This window comes from Micromonospora sp. BQ11, assembly GCF_052068135.1.
Taxonomy (GTDB): Bacteria; Actinomycetota; Actinomycetes; order Mycobacteriales; family Micromonosporaceae; genus Micromonospora.
In genome coordinates, this window is the sequence record NZ_JBQHDB010000006.1 from 84,045 (window position 1) to 102,337 (window position 18,293).

At 73.7% G+C, this 18,293-nt stretch carries 14 protein-coding genes and 1 riboswitch; of the genes, 6 read left to right on the forward strand and 8 right to left on the reverse strand.

What is annotated here, in order from left to right; genetic code table 11:
- Window positions 1-29: 29 nt before the first annotated feature.
- Genes ACTMSW_RS14635 through ACTMSW_RS14655 form a run of 5 tightly spaced genes read right to left on the reverse strand, consistent with a single transcriptional unit; the run spans window position 30 to window position 5,588 of the window.
- Window positions 30-782 carry a GTP-binding protein gene (locus ACTMSW_RS14635; protein ID WP_441181155.1) on the reverse strand — a complete coding sequence of 251 codons (753 nt, stop codon included), beginning with the start codon at window positions 780-782 and terminating at the stop codon, window positions 30-32.
- A complete protein-coding gene (locus ACTMSW_RS14640; RefSeq protein ID WP_441181156.1) occupies window positions 760-1,245 on the reverse strand; it encodes a DUF742 domain-containing protein in 486 nt (161 codons plus the stop codon). The genes ACTMSW_RS14635 and ACTMSW_RS14640 overlap by 23 nt, the downstream gene beginning before the upstream one ends.
- Window positions 1,242-1,718: a roadblock/LC7 domain-containing protein gene (locus ACTMSW_RS14645; RefSeq protein ID WP_441181157.1), complete on the reverse strand. Its 477-nt coding sequence runs from the start codon at window positions 1,716-1,718 to the stop codon at window positions 1,242-1,244. Before ACTMSW_RS14645 ends, ACTMSW_RS14640 begins: the two co-directional genes overlap by 4 nt.
- The gene (locus ACTMSW_RS14650) at window positions 1,715-4,420 is read right to left on the reverse strand and encodes a sensor histidine kinase (protein WP_441181158.1); all 2,706 of its coding nucleotides are present in this window, start codon (window positions 4,418-4,420) and stop codon (window positions 1,715-1,717) included. The genes ACTMSW_RS14645 and ACTMSW_RS14650 overlap by 4 nt, the downstream gene beginning before the upstream one ends.
- Window positions 4,407-5,588, reverse strand: a complete 1,182-nt coding sequence (locus tag ACTMSW_RS14655) for a hypothetical protein (RefSeq protein ID WP_441181159.1) — start codon at window positions 5,586-5,588, stop codon at window positions 4,407-4,409. The genes ACTMSW_RS14650 and ACTMSW_RS14655 overlap by 14 nt, the downstream gene beginning before the upstream one ends.
- 373 nt (window positions 5,589-5,961) lie before the next feature.
- Here ACTMSW_RS14655 and ACTMSW_RS14660 point away from each other — a divergent pair, with 373 nt between their 5' ends.
- From ACTMSW_RS14660 to ACTMSW_RS14675, 4 genes are all read left to right on the forward strand, one after another.
- Entirely contained in the window at window positions 5,962-8,829 is a 2,868-nt protein-coding gene (locus tag ACTMSW_RS14660) for an alpha/beta fold hydrolase (protein WP_441181160.1), read from the forward strand.
- Window positions 8,829-9,725 carry an ABC transporter permease gene (locus tag ACTMSW_RS14665; RefSeq protein WP_441181161.1) on the forward strand — a complete coding sequence of 299 codons (897 nt, stop codon included), beginning with the start codon at window positions 8,829-8,831 and terminating at the stop codon, window positions 9,723-9,725. The genes ACTMSW_RS14660 and ACTMSW_RS14665 overlap by 1 nt, the downstream gene beginning before the upstream one ends.
- A 131-nt stretch (window positions 9,726-9,856) precedes the next feature.
- Window positions 9,857-9,992, forward strand: a riboswitch (SAM riboswitch).
- A 10-nt stretch (window positions 9,993-10,002) separates the two neighbouring features.
- Window positions 10,003-11,289, forward strand: a complete 1,287-nt coding sequence (thrC, locus tag ACTMSW_RS14670) for a threonine synthase (protein WP_441181162.1) — start codon at window positions 10,003-10,005, stop codon at window positions 11,287-11,289.
- A gap of 247 nt (window positions 11,290-11,536) precedes the next feature.
- Window positions 11,537-12,556: a GNAT family N-acetyltransferase gene (locus ACTMSW_RS14675; RefSeq protein ID WP_441181163.1), complete on the forward strand. Its 1,020-nt coding sequence runs from the start codon at window positions 11,537-11,539 to the stop codon at window positions 12,554-12,556.
- Here the strand turns inward: ACTMSW_RS14675 and ACTMSW_RS14680 are convergent.
- Entirely contained in the window at window positions 12,495-12,989 is a 495-nt protein-coding gene (locus tag ACTMSW_RS14680) for a hypothetical protein (RefSeq protein ID WP_441181164.1), read from the reverse strand. The two genes, ACTMSW_RS14675 and ACTMSW_RS14680, sit on opposite strands and share 62 nt — an antisense overlap.
- A gap of 50 nt (window positions 12,990-13,039) precedes the next feature.
- Window positions 13,040-15,211 carry a hypothetical protein gene (locus tag ACTMSW_RS14685; protein ID WP_441181165.1) on the reverse strand — a complete coding sequence of 724 codons (2,172 nt, stop codon included), beginning with the start codon at window positions 15,209-15,211 and terminating at the stop codon, window positions 13,040-13,042.
- A 186-nt stretch (window positions 15,212-15,397) separates the two neighbouring features.
- On the opposite strand from ACTMSW_RS14685, the gene paaN reads away from it, so the two are divergent.
- Window positions 15,398-17,071, forward strand: coding sequence for a phenylacetic acid degradation protein PaaN (gene paaN / locus ACTMSW_RS14690; RefSeq protein WP_441181166.1), 1,674 nt, complete (start codon window positions 15,398-15,400; stop codon window positions 17,069-17,071).
- A 66-nt stretch (window positions 17,072-17,137) separates the two neighbouring features.
- On the opposite strand, the gene ACTMSW_RS14695 is transcribed toward paaN, so the two are convergent.
- Window positions 17,138-17,677 carry an N-acetyltransferase family protein gene (locus ACTMSW_RS14695; RefSeq protein WP_441181444.1) on the reverse strand — a complete coding sequence of 180 codons (540 nt, stop codon included), beginning with the start codon at window positions 17,675-17,677 and terminating at the stop codon, window positions 17,138-17,140.
- Window positions 17,678-17,921: 244 nt separating this feature from the next.
- Between ACTMSW_RS14695 and ACTMSW_RS14700 the strand changes: the two genes are divergently transcribed.
- On the forward strand, window positions 17,922-18,125 hold the full coding sequence (locus tag ACTMSW_RS14700) for a cold-shock protein (protein WP_067305333.1): 204 nt from the start codon (window positions 17,922-17,924) through the stop codon (window positions 18,123-18,125).
- Window positions 18,126-18,293: the final 168 nt, after the last annotated feature.

The following is an 18,293-nucleotide window of genomic DNA, read 5'->3' on the forward strand; positions in this document are numbered from 1 at the left end:
CTATGAAACGGGTCTGACCGCCGCTCGGTTCAGGTCTTCCTCTCCCGGGTTGCCTGATCCAGCGCGCGGTCCAGGACGACCAGGAGGGCGTCCCGCACCGAGAGCCGGTCCCGGGCGTCGAACTGCACCAGGGGTACGTGGTCGCCGATGGCCAGCGCCCACCGGATCGCCGTCAGGTCGTGCGCCACCCGGCCGTTGAAGGCGTTGACGCCGACCGCGAAGGGCAGCCCGGCCCGCTCGAGGAAGTCGATCGCCGGGTAGCAGTCGTCCAGGCGCGCGCTGTCCACCACGACGAGCGCGCCGAGCGCGCCACGGGCCAGGTCGTCCCACATGAAACCGAACCGCGCCTGGCCGGGGGTGCCGAACAGGTACAGCTTCAGGCTGCGGTCGATGGTGACGCAGCCGAAGTCCATCGCCACCGTGGTGGTGGTCTTCGCGCTGCGTACGCCCGGGTCGTCGACGCCCAGCGCGGCGCTGGTCATCTCCGCCTCGGTGGTGAGCGGGGCGATCTCGGAGATCGCGCCGACGGTCGTGGTCTTGCCCACGCCGAAGCCGCCGGCCACCAGGATCTTCACCGGGATGGGCGGCGCGGCGCGCGGCCCGGGCGCGGCACCCGGCTCCGGTGCCGAGCCCGGCGGCCGGTACGGCGGAGGCGGTGCGGCCGCGCCGTGTCCGGTCGACGGGTGGGCGCCGGTCGGCACGCCGTAGCGGGCGGCGGCGCTGTTGGCCGCGAGCCCGCCCAGCGGGGAGGCCGACCAGTCAGGAGATCGCACGGAGTCCATCAATCACTCGCAGGATGATGTCGGGGTCGAGGGCGTCGTCGGGGGCGCCGACGTGCACGTCCAGGTGCCCGGCGGCGCGCAGGTCGCCGACCAGGACCCGGGTGACGCCGAAGTGCATCCGCATGGTGGCCGAGATCTCCGCCACCGAGATCGGCTCGGCGCAGAGCGCGACGATCGTCGCCAGTTCCGGGGCGAGTCGCGCGGCCGGTGTCGACCACTCGGTCGCCGGACGGGCCGTGACCTGGGTCTCCAGGCCGATCGCCGGGTCCGCCCCGGACACCCGCCCGGCGGTGAGCACGAACGGGCGTGGCCCGGCCGGCCGTTCCGGGTCGGGTTCGAGATCGGCCGTCGCCGCCGGCAGGCCCACCGCGCCGGGCTCACTGGCCGGTGCGGGCGAGCGCAGGTAGGGACGGATCCGGATCACGGGCTCCGGATCGTCCTCGCCGGCGACGTCGGGACTCACTGCTGGACGGCGTTCTTCAACTCGGCGATCAGGCGTGGGGTGAGGGCGCCGCCGGCCCTCCCGGCGAAGAGCGTCATCTCGTACGCGACGGTGCCCAGGTTCGCCGAGCGGTCGGCGACCACACCCAGCACGCTGCCGCTGCTGATCGCGCTGATCAGCAGGTAACCCTCGGCCATGTCGACGATGACCCGGTTCAGGCCGCCCAGCGCGTACCAGCTGGCGGCGCCGCCGGCGAGGCTCGTCATGCCCGACACGACGGCGGCGAGCCGCTCGGCGTTGGAGCGGTCCTTGATGGAGGACATGGCCATGAGGAGCCCGTCCGACGAGACCGCGATCGCCTCCAGCACGCCGGCGGTGCTGGAGGTGAACGAGTCCAACAGCCAGTTGAAGGTCCGGGCCTCCGGGCTGAGGTCCCCGCCCACCCCGGCGTGGCCCTGGTGGTCGACGTTGTCGTGCAGGAAGGGGCTGGTCAACGTGTTGATCCTTCTTCGTCGCGGCGGTGTGGACTGACCTCACGCAGAGCCCGGGCGACGCCCGCCTCGAACTCGGTGATGAGGTCGCGGACCTCGGCGGGGTCGCCGGGGTTCTGGACGGACGGCGGGCGGGGCGGGCTCAGTGTCAGGTTGGCCCCAGGCACCCGCCGGGTCAACCGGGGCCGTTCCGCTTCCGCCGCGGTGGCGGGCGGCGGGGGTCCGGCGGGACGGGCCGACTCGGCGCGGCGTACGCCGGACTCGAACGCCTCGACCAGGGCGCGGGCGGCGGCGGGGTCGGCGTGGGTGGCGTCCACCGGGCCCACCGGCGCCCCGCCCGGCGGCAGGCTGGCACCCGGCACGCGCTGTCGCATGGCCGGCGGCGCGAAGGCCGGCGGCGGCCCGGACGGTCCGGCGAGGCCGTTCGTTGTGCCACCCGGTACGGGCCGGCGGGGCAGGCCGTGGGCGGTGGTCGTGGACGGCGCGCCGAGGTCGGCCGGCGGGCGGCCGGCCACCGGCAGGTCGCGGGTGGACTCGCGGCCCCCCACGCTGATCTCCGGGAAGGCGCTGCCACCGGTGGAGGCGTCCGTGGCGGTGGCCGGCCGCGTGCCGCCGGCGCCGAAGGCGTCCCACGGCGTACCGGACTCCATGCTGCGGGTGGCCCGGCTGAGCAGGACCGGATCGAAGCCGTGCGACGAGGTCTCCGGCTGCCCGCCTGACGGCGCGTCCGGTGCGGCGCCGACGGCGGCCAGGGGTCGCCCACCCCGCGCGGTGTCCAGGTTGCCGGCGGGGGACCGGCGGTCCCGCCCCGGAACGGTCGCCCGGGCGACGGTCGCTCCGGCGCGGTCCGCCCGGCGGATCACCAGGGCCGACTGGGGGATCTCCAGGTGGGCGGTCAGCCCGCCGCCGGCGGTCGGGGCGAGGGTGACCGACCAGCCGTGCCGGCGGGCCAGCCGGCCCACCACGAAGAGGCCCAGCACCTCGGTGGGCGCCAGGTCGAGGCGTTCGCGCCGGGTGAGCCGGGCGTTCTCCGCGGAGAGCCGCTCCTCCGTCATGCCGATGCCGTGGTCGACGACGCTCAGCCGGGCGCCGATGCCGGTGCTCTCGCCGGCCACCGTGACGCGGGTGTGCGGCGGCGAGAAGACGGTGGCGTTCTCCATCAGCTCGGCCAGCGCCAGGACCAGGTCGCCGACCGTGCCGGGCGCCGCCGACACGCCCGGCGCGATCTGCACGTCCACCCGGGTGTAGTCCTCGATCTCGCCCAGCGCCAGCCGCACCACGTCGGCCAGCGGCACCGGCGCGACGTGCGGGTCGTCGCCGGCCGCGCCGGAGAGCACGACCAGGCTGCCGGCGTTGCGGCGCAGGCGGCTGGAGATGTGGTCGAGCCGGTACAGGTGCTCCAGACGCCCGGGGTCGGTCTCCTGCCGCTCCAGCCGGTCGATCAGCGCGATCTGGCGGCCGACGAGGTTCTGCGTACGCCGGCCGACGTGCCCGAACATCTGGGCGACGTTGCGCCGGCCGGCCACCTGCCGCTCGACCAGGCGGGCCGCCGTGGTCTGCACCCGGTCGAAGGCCCGCGCCAGGTCGCCGATCTCGTCCCGGGCACGTACGTCGACCGGGTCGAGGCGGACCGGTTGGGCGGTCTCCGTCTCGTCGTCGGCGACCCGGGTCAGCTCGGATTCGGCGACCCGGGCGACCCGGTCGGCCGACCGGGTGAGCCGGGTCAGCGGCCGGGCCACCGTCCGGGCGACGGCCACGCTCAGCAGCACCACCACGGTGAGGATCAGCAGGGCCAGCCCGCCGACCAGGTACGCGGCGATCAGCGCCCGCCGCTGCTCGGCGCTGACCTCGGCGATGACGTCCGCGACGATCTTCTTCTCGACGAACTGGCCCAGCGTGATCATCGAGCGGGCCGACGGGAAGAGCGCGTCCAACGGCACGTCCCGAACCGTCGCGATCGGATCGACCACGCTCGCGGTCAGGAAGTCCGGCCTGGTCCGCGCCTGCACGGCTGCGTCGTTGAGCAGCGCCAGCTGGTACTGCTCCGGCGTGGCGAGCCCTCGGAAGCGCAGGTTGTCGACCTGGAGCGCGGACATGCACGCGACGTACGCGGTGACCGCCGTCGGGGCCTGGGTGGCCTTCACGAGCACGATCAGCGTGGCGCAGGCGCCCAGCCCCTCGTCGGCGCGCAGCACCGCGTCCAGGGCGAGCACCTGCCGCCCGGCCGAGGTGTTGGTGTCCACGCCGAAGGGCAGCCGCAGCGACTCGATCAGCGCCATGTTGACCGGCCCGTAGGTGGCCATGACCTGGTCGGGGGTGGCGGCCCCGGCGAGGACCGCGGCCCGCAGGTCGGTCAGCCTGCGTACGCCGTCGAGGGCGGCGAGGACCCGGGCGGGCAGCAGGTCGCCGGGGAGGGCCCGCAGGTCGGCGACCCGGTCGTCCACGGTGGCCGACTTCTGCACGAGCTCGGTCCGGGCGACCCGGCCGAGCAGCAGGCCGACGGAGAGGATGCGTTCCTGTTGCAGGTCCTGGACGAGGGTGCCGACGCGGCTGGCGACACGGACCTGGTCGGCGATGTCGCCGGCCTGCCGGGCGGCGGCCACCCGGTCGAGCACCACCGGCACGGCGAGCCCGACCATGCTGAGCAGTGGGACCACCACCAGCAGGGCGAGCTTGCCCCGGATCCGGAGCCTACCGAGCAGCATCGAAGGGTCCCCACTGCGTGGCTGCCGGCTCCCGGCCCGTACCGGCCGGCTGGAGTGGACGTGGTTCGGTCGGCCGGCTGGCCGGAGCCCGCCAGTGGGTGGGCGGCAGGGCACCCGAGTCCTCGGTCCTCGCCCGGGACTCGGCGGCGCGGTGGCGGGCCCGCCGGGCGGCGGTGACCAGGATGGCGGCCAGCGCGGCCAGTAGCAGAACGGCCGTCACGGCGGCGCCCACCGCCAGCCACCGCTCCCGGTCCAGGTCGTCGAGGCGGTCGGCGAGCAGCGCGTCGAGTTCATTGAGAATGACCGGCTGGAGCTGCTGGCCGGCGGACTGGACGGCGGCCCGAGCGCCGGCGAGCCGACCCGGGTCCACCTCGCCGCTGGGCGTGGGGGTCGAGTACGCGGCCAGCGCCTCGACCGCCCGCTGGTAGGTGTCCAGCGGGGTGAGGACGGTCGGGCCGAGGTTGGTGCTCTCGGAGTTGTCCACCGCCGCCCGCAGGTCGGTGACCATGTCGGCCGACGGCGCGAGGGCGGCGACGCGGACGCCGGCGAGTTCGGCGACGGTCCTGGCCTGCTGGGCGGCCGGCCGTCGGGCGGCCAGGACGGTCAGGTCGGCGAGCCGGCCGGCGGCGACCATCGCCTGGGGCAGGTCCTTGCCGATGCCGTCCTGGAGGAAGAAGGAGTCGGACTCGGGGTCGCGGACCAGTCCGGAGGTCTCCCGTACCTTGCGGTGCAGCTCCAGCAGCAGGTCGGTGGTCTCGCCGTAGGCGGCGTAGGCGGTCTCCGGGTCGGTGGGGCTCTGGTCGGACAGCGCCTCCAGTTTCGCCCGTAGTCCGGCCCAGCGTTCCTGGGCGCGCAGGTCGTCGCCGATGCGCGCGTCGACCGAGGCGCAGTTCGCCACCGCCCGGGTCAGCTCCTCGCCGGACACCGGCCGACCGGCCACGGCGGCGGACTGGGCCTCCACCAGCGCGTCGGTCACCGGGGCCAGGGCCCGGAGGTACTCCACGCCGAGACGTTCGGACACGACCAGGTCCCGGTCGTCGTCGGTGAGCCGCCAGGTCTGGACGAAGAGGAGGGCCAGCGGCGCGAGGAGGACCACCACCAGCAGTAGTGGCAGAGCACGGCCGGCGACGGAGGGTCGCCGACGGACCCGCGGCGCGGGGACGGTCATGGTCAGTCTCCTCCGGCGGGGGTGGAACCGGTCGCGGTGTGGTGCTCGCCGATCGAGTCCCATGCACCGGACCGGAAACTAACCGAACCCGGGAGGGCGCTTCGTGCCGTCGGACAGTCAGTTTTGCGTCAGTTCGCGCGAAGTCACCTGTCGTTGATCCGATCGACACCGTCCGTGCCACTCCCCGTGCCGACATGGACGCATCGGAGCCGATTTCCGCCGAAGATCGGAATTCACGCGATCCGAATACATCCAGCTGGGACGGGTCTGGACCTTCCGCGCTCGCACGGATCCGGCCGACGATCGGAGCAACCGGACGGACGTACGGACGATCTCAGCCAACGCTCAGGATGCGGCCCGTAGCGTGTGCCGCATGAGATCGCCGTCGCCGGCCGCGTGGATCCGGCGTGCCCTGCCCACCCGCCGCCGTGCCGTCGCCGCCACGGCGGTCGCCGTGCTGCTCGTCGGGGCGGTGGTCTGGGCGGTACGTCCGCAGGGGCCGGACGTCCGTACCGAGTCCGCCGTCCTGACCGTTCGCTCCGGCCCGGCCGGCGACGAGCCGGTCGACCTGGACACCACGCTGTACCTGCCCGAGGGGGCCTCCGCCGGCGAGAAGGTCCCGGCGGTGCTGCTCGCACACGGCTTCGGCGGCACCAAGGAGTCGGTGCGCTCGGACGCGGAGGAGTTCGCCGGTCGGGGGTACGCCGTCCTGACCTGGACGGCCCGCGGCTTCGGCCGCAGCGGCGGGCAGATCCACCTGGACGACCCCGACTACGAGGTACGCGACGCCGAGCGGCTGCTGGACTGGCTCGCCGCCCGGCCGGAGATCCGTACCGACGCCGCCGGTGACCCGACGGTGGGCGTCGTGGGTGGCTCGTACGGCGGCGGACTCGCCCTGCTGCTCGCGGCGCAGGACGAACGGGTGGACGCGATCGTCCCGATGATCACCTGGAACGACCTGTCCCGGGCGTTCCTGCCCGAGAGCAGCGGTCGGGACACCACCGAGGGCGTGTTCAAGTCGGGCTGGGCCGGGTTGTTCTTCGGCGGCGGCAGCAACGCCGGCACCGGACCGGCCGGCATCTCCGGTGTGACCGGGGCCCAGCCGGAGGGTGCGCCCGCGTCGGCCGGCCCGCCCAGCCCGAGGCCGGGCGCCGGCCCGGGAAGCGGTCCGGGCGCCGCGCCGGCGGGGGCCGCCGATCCGGCCTGCGGCCGGTTCGCCGCCGATGTCTGCGCCGCGTACCTGCGCATCGCCACCACCGGCCGCGCCGACCGGGCGGCGGTGGACCTGCTGCGCCGGTCCAGCCCGGCCGGCGTGCTGGACCGGATCACCGCACCGACCCTGCTGGTGCAGGGCGAGGCGGACACCCTCTTCCCGCTCAGCGAGGCGGACGCCAACGCGCGCGGCATCGCCGCGAACGGCACCCCGGTGCGGGTCGCCTGGTTCACCGGCGGCCACGACGGCGGCGCGGGGCCGAAGTCCGACTCGGACCGGGTGAAGTTCCTGACCGTGCAGTGGCTCGACCACTACGTCAAGGGCGAGGGCGACGCACCGGGCGACGACTTCACCTGGTCGCGCATCGCCGGCTTCGACGCCCTCGACCGGGGCCTGGTCGCCACCGGCTACCGCACCACCGACTACCCCGGCACCGCCGGCACCGGGCGGCGGGACGTCGTCGTCGCCGGCCCGCCGCAGCCGATCGCCAACCCGCCCGCCGGCAACCCGGCCGCGATCTCCTCGGTGCCCTTCGCCGGTGAGCTCTCCTCGCTCCTCGGCGGCATCGCCGGCGACATACCGGGGCAGCACGCCCGGTTCGAGTCCGCGCCACTGCCCGAGGCGGTGGACGTGGTGGGCGCGCCGACCGTCCGCATCCGGGCGGCCTCCGCGACCGGCGAGGCGGTGCTGTTCGTCAAGCTCTACGACGTCGACCCGAACGGCGCGGCCACCCTGCCCAACGGTCTGGTCGCGCCGGTCCGCCTCACCGGCCTGCCGCGTGCGGTCGACGCCGCGCAGCCGGTCACCGTCACCCTGCCGGCGATCGTCCGCCGGATCGAGGCCGGGCACCGGCTCCGCGTCGTGGTGGCCACGTCCGACCAGGCGTACGCCACCCCGGTCGAGCCGGCCGTGCACACCGTGGCGCTCGCCGACGGCGCCGTCGCCCTGCCCACGGTCGACGGGGAGCCGATCCCCACCGCCGCCGCCCTCTGGCGCTGGATCCTCGCCGGCCTGCTCGCCGCCATCGTGCTGGGGCTCGTCGTGGTCGTCGCGGTCGTCCGCCGCCGGCAGCGCCGCCAGGACAACTCCGTCCACCCGGCGTACGCGGACACCCCACTGGCCGTGCGCGAGCTGCGCAAGGAGTACGCCGACGGCTTCGTCGCCGTGTCGAACGTGGACTTCGAGGTCCACCCCGGTCAGGTGGTGGGCCTGCTCGGCCCCAACGGCGCCGGCAAGACCACCACCCTGCGGGTCCTGATGGGGCTGACCCAGCCCACCGCCGGCGAGATCTACGTCTTCGGGCACCGCCTGGTACCCGGCTCCCCGGTGCTGTCCCGGATCGGCGCGCTCGTCGAGGGGCCCGGTTTCCTGCCGCACCTGTCCGGGCTGGACAACCTGAAGGCGTACTGGCGGGCGACCGGCCGGCCGTGGGAGGACGCGCACTTCGACGAGGCGCTGGAGATCGCCGGCCTCGGCGCGTCGGTGCACCGCCGGACGAAGAACTACAGCCACGGCATGCGGCAGCGACTGGCCATCGCGCAGGCCATGCTCGGCCTGCCCGAGCTGCTGGTCCTCGACGAGCCCACCGACGGCCTGGATCCGCCGCAGATCGCCGAGATGCGCCGCGTGCTCCAGCGGTACGCCACCGACGGACGGGCGGTGCTGGTCTCCAGTCACCTCCTGGCCGAGGTCGAGCAGACCTGCACCCACGCGGTCGTGGTGAACAAGGGTCGGATCGTCGCCTCCGGGCCGGTCGAGGAGATCGTCGGCGAGTCGCCGAGCGTGCTCTTCGAGGTCAGTGACCCGACGGCGGCCCGGACCGTGCTGGACCGCCTGGACGGGGTACGGGTGCTGCCCGACTCCGAGGGGCAGCTCGTGGTGGACACCAACGGCACGGCGCGCAGCGAGGTGGTGGCCGAGCTGGTACGGGCCGGCATCGGGGTGGACCGGGTGGTGCCGAGGCGCCGCCTGGAGGACGCGTTCCTCGCCCTGGTGGGCGAGAACTCTCGGGGAAGCGGGGACCGGTGATGGCGGGATCGACGCAGGAGACCACCACGGGGTCGGTGCACCCGTCCGGCGCGGCGGCCGGCTACCGGCCCTCGGCCACGATGCCGATCGTGGCCGAGTTCCGGCGGCAGGCGTCCCGGCGGCGTACGCAGCTCGCGCTCGGGTTCATGGTGCTGCTGCCGTTGATCATCCTGACCGCGTTCCAGTTCGACACCGGTGACGACGACGACAACGGCAACAACGAGTTCAGCAGCCTGGTCGACCTGGCCACCTCCGGCGGGCTGAACTTCACCCTGTTCACCCTCTTCGTCTCGGCGGGGTTCCTGCTGGTCGTGGTGGTGGCGCTGTTCTGCGGCGACACGGTGGCCAGCGAGGCGAGCTGGGGGAGCCTGCGCTACCTGCTCGCCGTGCCGGTGCCCCGGGCCCGGCTGCTCACCGTGAAGCTGCTGGTCGCGCTCGCGTACTCGGCGATCGCGCTGCTGCTGCTCGCCGGCACCGCCCTGCTCGTCGGCACCCTCCGGTACGGCTGGGAGCCGCTGCGCAGCACCGTCGCCGCCCAACTGGAGCCGGGGGAGGGCCTGCTGCGGCTGCTCGCGGTGCTCGGCTACCTGGCGGTCGTCCTCCTGGTGGTGGCCGGCCTGGCGTTCCTGCTGTCGGTGACGACGGACGCCGCGCTCGGCGCGGTCGGTGGCGCCGTGCTGCTGTGGATCCTGTCCAGCATCCTCGACCAGATCACCGCGCTCGGCGCGATCCGGTCGTTCCTGCCGACCCACTTCAGCACCGCCTGGCTGGGCCTGCTGTCCACGCCGGTGCAGACCGACGACGTGGTCCGCGGCTGCGTCTCCGCGATCAGCTACGCCACGCTGTTCTGGGGTCTCGCCTACTGGCGCTTCACCCGCAAGGACGTGACGAGCTGAAAGGAAGGGCCCCCTCTTAACGCCTGCGGTAGAGGAGGGGCCCCCTCTTAACAGTGCTGCGCCGCCCACAAAATGGGAACCCGGCTGGGTGTGGCGGCCGGCTCTGCATAGACTCGACGGCACAACTTCATACCTCATCCAGAGGGGCTGAGGGATACGGCCCGACGACGCCCCGGCAACCACCCCGCGCGCTCATCGCTGAGCGACCGGCGGGGCAGGTGCCAATTCCGTCCCCGCCGCACGGCGCGATGCGGGGAAAGATGAGAGGACTCTCGACATGACGTCGACGCTCGCCCCCTCCGGCATCGACACCACCGCCAGCCCCGCCCGCGCCCTGGTCTGCCGCGCCTGTTCGGCGCGCTACCCGCTGGCCGCCCAGCACGCCTGTCACGAGTGTTTCGGGCCGCTGGAGGTCGACTACGACGCCGCCGCGCTGGCCGCCGTCACCCGCGAGCAGATCGAGGCCGGCCCGCAGAACATCTGGCGGTACGCCGGGCTGCTGCCCGCCGGCCAGGACCCGGCCACCCGGGTCACCCTGGATCCGGGGCTCACGCCGCTGGTCGCCGCCCCGCACCTCGCCGCCGAGCTGGGCATCACCGCGCCCCTGTGGGTCAAGGACGACAGCGCCAACCCCACCCACTCGTTCAAGGACCGCGTGGTGTCGGTCGCGCTGACCGCCGCCAAGGCGCTCGGCTTCGCCCGCTTCGCCTGCGCCTCCACCGGAAACCTGGCCAACTCGGTCGCCGCGCACGCGGCCCGCGCCGGTACGCCCTCGGTGGTCTTCATCCCCAGCGACCTGGAGCAGGGCAAGGTCGTCACCACCGCCGTCTACGGCGGTGAGCTGGTCGCCATCGACGGCTCGTACGACGACGTGAACCGGCTCTGCGGCGAGCTGGTGGAGACCGACGAGTTCGAGGACACCGCGTTCGTGAACGTGAACGTCCGGCCGTACTACGCCGAGGGCTCCAAGACCCTCGGCTACGAGGTGGCCGAGCAGCTCGGCTGGCGCATCCCCGCCCAGGTGGTCATCCCGATGGCCTCCGGCGAGCTGCTCACGAAGATCGACAAGGCGTTCACCGAGCTGGTCGAGATCGGCCTGGTCGAGGCGCCGGCCGGCGGCTGGAAGGTCTTCGGCGCCCAGTCGGCCGGCTGCAACCCGATCGCCACGGCCCTGCACGCCGACAGCGACACGATCACCCCGGTCAAGCCGACCGGCATCGCCAAGTCGCTCAACATCGGCGACCCGGCCGCCGGCGTGTACGCGCTGGAGGCGGTGCGGCGTACCGGTGGGTGGATGGAGTACGTCGACGACGACGAGATCCGCGCGGGCATCCGGCTGCTGGCGCGGACGACGGGCGTGTTCGCCGAGACCGCCGGCGGGGTGACCGTGGCAGTGCTGCGCAAGCTCGTCGAGTCCGGCCGGCTCGATCCGACCGCCGAGACCGTCGTGTTCAACACCGGCGAGGGCTTGAAGACCCTCGACGCGGTGGCCGGCGAGGTCGGCCCGACCCACCGCATCAAGCCGTCCCTGCGCGCGGCTCGCGACGCCGGCCTCCTCGGCTGACGACGCGGACCGATCCGCGCGGTAACCGGCTTTTAGCGGTGCGTGCGGAAAACGCGCCGTCAGGGACTTGACGACAGCAACCGGGCGGCGCAAGATGCTCCGTGCGGGAGGGCGTTTCGCCGGAGACTTTGATAGTTCTTACGACCCAACGCCGGAGGCGTTGTGCGATCGTCCCTCCCGACCAACGTTCCGAGGGCCAGCGGTTAAATCGCTGGCCCTCGGTGTTTCTCCGGGGCATCCTCGCCCCATGAGCATCGTCGTCGCGCCCTTCGACACCGCCGACCCGGCCGCGGTCGACGAGGCACACCGCATCGCCACCGCCGTCACCGTCGCCGACCTGCCGGACTTCCCGGTGGAGGACCGGGAGGAGTTCGGCGCCACGCTGGCCCACCCGATGCCCGGCAACGTCATCGTGCACGCGCTCGCCCGGATCGACGGGGTGGCGGTCGGGCGCGTGCAGGTTCGGCTGTCGCAGCTGGACAACACCGACCTCGCCAGCGTCACCATCGAGGTCGACCCGGAGCACCGCCGGCGCGGCGCCGGGCGGGCGCTGTTCGCGTACGCCCGCCGGGTGGCCGTCGACGACCGCCGCAAGCGACTGTTCTGGAACGCCGTGACGACCCTGCCCGGCGGGGCGGTGCGGCCGGAGGCGGGTGCGGGCTTCTCGGCGGCGATGGGTGCGGAGCCCGCGCTGGCGGAGGTGCGCCGCCGGTTGGAGATCGCCCGGCTCGACGACGCCGCACTGGACGAGTTGCTGGCCGGCGCGCGGTCGCACGCGGCCGGCTACCGGGTGGTGGGATGGCACGGTCGGACCCCCGACGAGTACGTCGCCGACGTGGCCCGCCTGGAGAGCCGCATCATCACCGACGCCCCGATGGGTGACCTGGAGATGGAGCCGGAGAAGATCGACAGCGAGCGGATCCGGGGCATCGAGGCGGCGCTGACGGCGAGGGGCCGGCGCGTGTACCACCAAGGCGCCGTCGACCCGACGACCGGGCGGCTGGTCGCCTGGACGATGCTCGACGTGGGCGCGTCAGCACCGTGGCACGCCTGGCAGGCCACCACCATCGTGGACCCGGACCACCGCGGCCACCGGCTCGGCCTGCTCGTCAAGATCGAGAATCTCCGGTACGCGCTGGCCCGCGAACCGCAGCTGACCGCGATCGACACCTGGAACGCGGCCGTCAACGACTACATGATCAGCATCAACGAGCGGATGGGTTTCCGGGCCGTCGACGGCTGGACGGACTGGCAGTTGGCCCTCTGAGCAGGGTCGCCGCCCGCGCGGCCCACGGTCGTAGCACCGGTTCGCCGTAGCCGCCGGCGGTCAGACCGGCCCGCCGCTCGAACGTGTTCGCCCGCCCGTAGCTGCCGGTGAGGCCGTACGACCAGAGGCACGCCAGCCAGTACGCGGGCCAGAACAGCGGCCCGAGCAGCGCGTACTGCCGGGTGTGCCGCAGCTCGTGCCCGAGCAGGTCGGCCCGGTCCGGGTGGAGCAGCCACTCCGGCGGCCGGCGGGTCAGCACCACCGAGCCCACCGTGAAGCAGTCCTGGCGGGGGATCCGCAGGCGGTAGCCGCCGGCCACGATCACCCCGTCCGGCGTACGGACCCGCCGGGTGCGGGCCAGCGCGGCCAGCACCAGCCCGACGGGGGTGGTGCCGTTGAGCCAGGTGGCCCGGGCGCAGGTCCGCTGCCGCACTCCTCCAGGATGCGACCACCCGGGGGCGGGCGCCACCGCGGACCGGCGGGTCAACCGGCGGCCGGCGGTTCCAACCGGTCGATGAGTTCGCGTACGACCGCCCCGAAGCTGCTGCCCGGCTTGAACCGGTGTCCGTCGACCGGCGGGGGAACGGTGTCGTGCGACGGGATCTCCAGACCCTCCGGGTCACGGATCCGCCGGTCCACGCCGCCCGCCGGATCCCCCGGATTCCGCGCCCCGGCGCCGAAGATCGGGCCCCCGATCGGATCGGTGTCCCGCCACAGGTTGATCCACCGCCAGTCGAGCCGGTCCCCGACCTCACGCAGCACGTCTTCGCTGACGTACGCCGGGAAGAGCCGGCCGTAGAGGCGGGCCAGCGGCGAGCCGTAGGTGAGCAGCGCGACCCGCCGCCGGCAGGACGGCGGGAGGTTGAGGACCGTGGCCGCGGCCAGGACGCTGCCGTGACTCTGCCCGGAGAGCACCACCCCGTTCCCGTCGGCGGTGAGGTGCCGGATCCGGCGGGTCAACTCCGGCACGGCGCGCTCCGAGTAGCAGGGCGGCGCGAGGGGATGTGCCGCGCGGGGCCAGAAGTTGGCCACCTCCCAGAGGACACCGATCGCGCGGATGCCACCGGACCGGGAGGCGACCAGTGCTCCACCGGCCAGACCCACCGCGGACAGCACGATGACGATGGTCCCGACATCGGCGGCGAAGACCACCGGCCCGGCCAGCGTCAGGCCGCCGATGTCCAGCGCGACGCGGCCGGGCCCGCGGTTCACCAGCAGGCCGCCCGCGCCGAGTGTCAGCACGGCGAACACGGCGAAGATCGCCGGCAACACCGGTCCCAGCCGATCGGCCAGCCGGGCTCGGACGATCACCTTCACGACCGCCCGGACCCGCTCCGGCGGCACCCGGGACGCCTCCGGGAACTCCCGCCGGACCAGGTCCTCCGCGTCGGACCGGAGTCGGTACCGCTCGATCCGGTTCCCGAGCACCGCCACCAGGGTGACGACCATCAGCGCCAGCGAGAGGCCCAGGATGGCCCACCGGTAGGCGGTCGTGGGCACGAGGGGCGGCGCGCCCGGCGGCAACGGCCGGGCGGGCGTCGGGTTGGAACCCCGGTCCAGGTACTCGGCCACCAGGTAGCTCAGGGCCGAGGAGTACGCCAGGCCGATGGCGATCGCGATCGTGATCAGGACCGGAGCGCCCATCCCGCCGATCAGCAGCCGCGCGTCCGGGGGCCGGCGTGCCTGCACCCGCACGAACACGGCGAGCACCACGAGCAGCACGACCTGACCGACGAAGAGACCGGACACCACCTCACCGAAGTGGGGCAGCGGCCCCCGGGCGGCCCAGTACGGGCGCGGAGCCGCCAGGTAGGCCACGCTCAGCCCGGTGAGCACGATGGCGGCCCACCGCAACGACCGGAGGGTGGCCCGGAACCACCGTTCGCGGCCCCGGCGCTCGAACGCCGGCAGGCAGAGCAGGGCCAGGGCGGCCACGAGCACCCCGACGACCGCCGCGAGCAGCGCGTGCCCGTGCAGCCTGGCGTCGTGCGTCTCGACGGGCAGCACCAGCACGGCGTCGAGGGTGCAGAGGGCCACGACCGCGTGGACCGAGCGCAGCCGCTGCCGCAGGATCCGGGTGTCCCAGTAGGCCGGAGTGTTCGGCCGTTGCGCACCGACCCCCTCCGGGGTGGTCGCCGCGTCCTCCGGCAGCCGCAGGGTCCAGGCCCCGAGGCGCCAGACCAACGCGATCGCGGTGATCGGCAGCGCGGCCAGGATCGCCAGGCGCTGCGCGGGTGGAATGCCACCCAGCCAGGAGATGATCCGCCGTCCCTCCAGACACCTCGGGTATCCCGCGCACTGCCAGGCCAGCAGGTCCAGGGAGAAGCTCGCGAGCGAGAGCACGTACATCGCGGTGATCGTGGCGGCCAGGAGCCGACAGAGTGCCCGGGGGAGCGCCCCCGACGGGCCGGCGGTGGGCAGCATCCAGATCGCGCCGTTGCTCAGCATGAACGGCAGGAGCAGGACCACGGACAGGGTCCGGGTGGCGGTGCCACCGGTCAGGCCGCTCCAGCGGTACGCCTCCAACCGCGCCCCACCGGGGCCGATCGGATCGCCGTGTCCGGGCCGGGGGGCGTAGAAGCCGGCGTCCCGGTCGCCGGCCACCCGGGCGACGATCGGACGGTCGAGGACCTTCTCCGGGCCTCGCTCCGCCACGCCGTGCACCCGGATCTCCGTCGTGCCCAACCCGCACCGCCCGTCCCTGTCGACCGGCCGCGGGGATACCCGGTGGGCCGCCGCCTACGCCGGGCCGCCGCGCCGGCCACCGGCACCTGTGACGGACGATCAAAGTTGTGACACTGCTCTACTGATCTGGGGGCTTTCTGTTGCATGATGGCGGGCATGACGGAGACCCCGCACCCCCTGTACGACAGGCACGCCGAGACCCTCAACCGCGCGCTGACCGCGATCACGGAGCGGGGGTACTGGTCCGCCTACCCCGAGTCACCCAGCCCGCGCGTGTACGGCGAGACCGCGGCCGCCGACGGGAAGGCCGCCTTCGAGGCGTACCTGAACGGCGACTTCCCCCTCGACCAGCCCGGTGACGGCGGCACGGTCGCCACCGAGTCCAGCCCGTTCGGCCTGGACCTGGGCGTGCGGTACCCGCACGCCGCCGCCGACCAGCTCGTCGGCGCCGCGACCGCCGCCCTGCCCGCCTGGCGCGACGCCGGCCCGCAGGCCCGCGCGGGGGTCTGCCTGGAGATCCTCGACCGGCTGCACAAGCACATCTTCGAGCTGGCCAACGCCGTGCAGTTCACCAGCGGCCAGGCGTTCGTGATGGCCTTCCAGGCCGGCGGCGCGCACGCCCTGGACCGCGCGCTGGAGGCGGTCGCCTACGCGTACGCGGAGATGACCCGCCACCCCGGCACGGCCGGCTGGGAGAAGGCCGCCGGCAAGGGCGAGCCGCTGCGGATGACCAAGACGTTCCACGTGGTCCCCCGGGGCGTCGCCCTGGTGGTCGGCTGCAACACCTTCCCGACCTGGAACTCGTACCCGGGGCTCTTCGCCTCGCTGGTCACCGGTAACCCGGTGGTCGTGAAGCCGCACCCGCGCGCGGTGCTGCCACTCGCGATCACCGTGCGCTACGCCCGGGAGGTGCTCGCGGAGGCCGGCTTCGACCCGAACCTGGTGCTGCTCGCGGCCGAGGCTCCCGGCGAGACGCTCGCCTCGACCCTGGCCGTGCACCCGTCCGTGCGGATCGTCGACTTCACCGGTTCCACCGAGTACGGCGACTGGCTGGAGGCCAACGCGCGGCAGGCCGCCGTCTACACGGAGAAGGCCGGGCTCAACACCGTCGTGGTCGACTCCACCGACGACTTCGCCGGCATGTGCCGCAACCTCGGCTTCACGCTGACCCTGTACAGCGGCCAGATGTGCACCACCTCGCAGAACATCCTGATCCCCTCCGGCGGCATCGAGACCGACCAGGGGCACAAGAGCTTCGACGAGGTGGCGGAGGGCATCGCGGCGGCGGTCGGGAAGCTCACCGCCGACCCGGCCCGCGGCGTCGAACTGACCGGCGCGATCGTCAACGACGGGGTGCTGGAGCGGCTCGACGAGATCACCAAGGTCGGCGAGCCGGTGCTGGAGTCGCGGACGGTCGAGCACCCGGCCTTCCCGGGTGCCGTGGTGCGTACGCCGACGATCGTCAAGCTCGCCGCCGACGACACCGCCACCTACTCGCGGGAGTGGTTCGGGCCGATCTCCTTCGCCATCGCGACCGACTCCACCGCGCACAGCCTGGAGATCCTGCGCTCGACGGTCGGTGAGAAGGGCGCCCTCACCGCGGCGGTCTACTCCACCGACGAGGCGGTCCTCGACGCCGCCGAGGCGACGGCCATCGAGGTCGGGGTGCACCTGTCCTGCAACCTGACCGGCGGTGTGTTCGTGAACCAGTCGGCGGCCTTCTCCGACTTCCACGGCAGCGGCGCCAACCCGGCGGCCAACTCGGCCCTCACCGACGGCGCCTACGTGGCCAACCGCTTCCGGGTCGTCCAGAGCCGCCGCCACGCCTGACGCGGTGAAAGGAAGGGCCCCTTCTTAACGCCTCGCGTAGAGGAGGGGCCCCTTCTTAACAACAGCTCAGGCCGGGCGGCGCATCTGGAGTTCGGTGAGCGTGGGGATCTTCGGGTGCGGAACGCGTACGCCGGTGTCCACGAAGCCCAGCCGCTGGTAGGCGCGGTAGGCCCGCTCGTTGCCGACCACGACCTCCAGCATCAGCTCCGGCCGTCCGCACGCGCGTGACCACCGCGCCACCGCGTCCACCAGGTCGCCGAGCAGGCCGGTGCCCCGCCAGGCCGGGGTGAGGTAGACGGCGTACACGACGGTCAGGCCCGGCTCGTCCGGCGTCGCGGTGCCCCCTGCGTGCCCGACGAGGCGGCCTCCCGGGTCCGCCACGAACTGGGCGTTCGCCGTGCCCGCCGATGCGTACGCGATCCGGGCGGCGTACTCGGCGTGCGGCCGGGCGGCGGCCTCAGCGATGGTCTCCAGGAAGGCCAGCGGCGCGTCGGCCAGCATCTCCAGCCGCAGCGCCCGCATCCGGGCGGCGTCCCGGGGGTGGACCCGCCGGACCGGCGCCCGTCCGGGGAGGGGCCACCCGACGGTGTCCCGTCGGGACGGCATCCGCGTCGCGCTGGGCACCCCGGGACCGGTTGTCATGAGCGCATGCCTACCACAGCGACGGACGACGATGCCGATCGCACGGAATGCGCCCGATTTGTGGTCGTGCGCGGCCGTCACCCCTCGTGTAGCGTGCGATTCCGGTCACCGATTCAGCGGCCGTCGCCGATCGCCGAACGGTGGTCCTCCGGAGCCGGCGTGCCGGGTCCCGGGTCGTGGAATGCCGTGCAGAGTGAGGAAGTGCACCGTGGCACAGGGCACCGTGAAGTGGTTCAACTCCGAAAAGGGCTACGGCTTCATCGCCGTCGACGGCGGACAGGACGTCTTCGTCCACTTCTCCGCCATCGAGATGGACGGCTACAAGGCGCTGGACGACGGCCAGCGGGTGGAGTTCGAGATCGCCCAGGGCCAGAAGGGCCCCCAGGCGGAGCGGGTGCGCGTCATCGCCTGACCGGCGACCGTCCCTCCCGAGCGCCGACCACGGGCACACCCCGGCCGGGCCGGGGCTGCGGTGGGAGTACGCACCGAGGAGGATCATGAACCGTTCCAGCTGTCGCTGAGGAGGGTTCTTTGTCCGACCAGCAGCCCCCGGCCACTCCGTCCCCCGCCCCGGGGGACC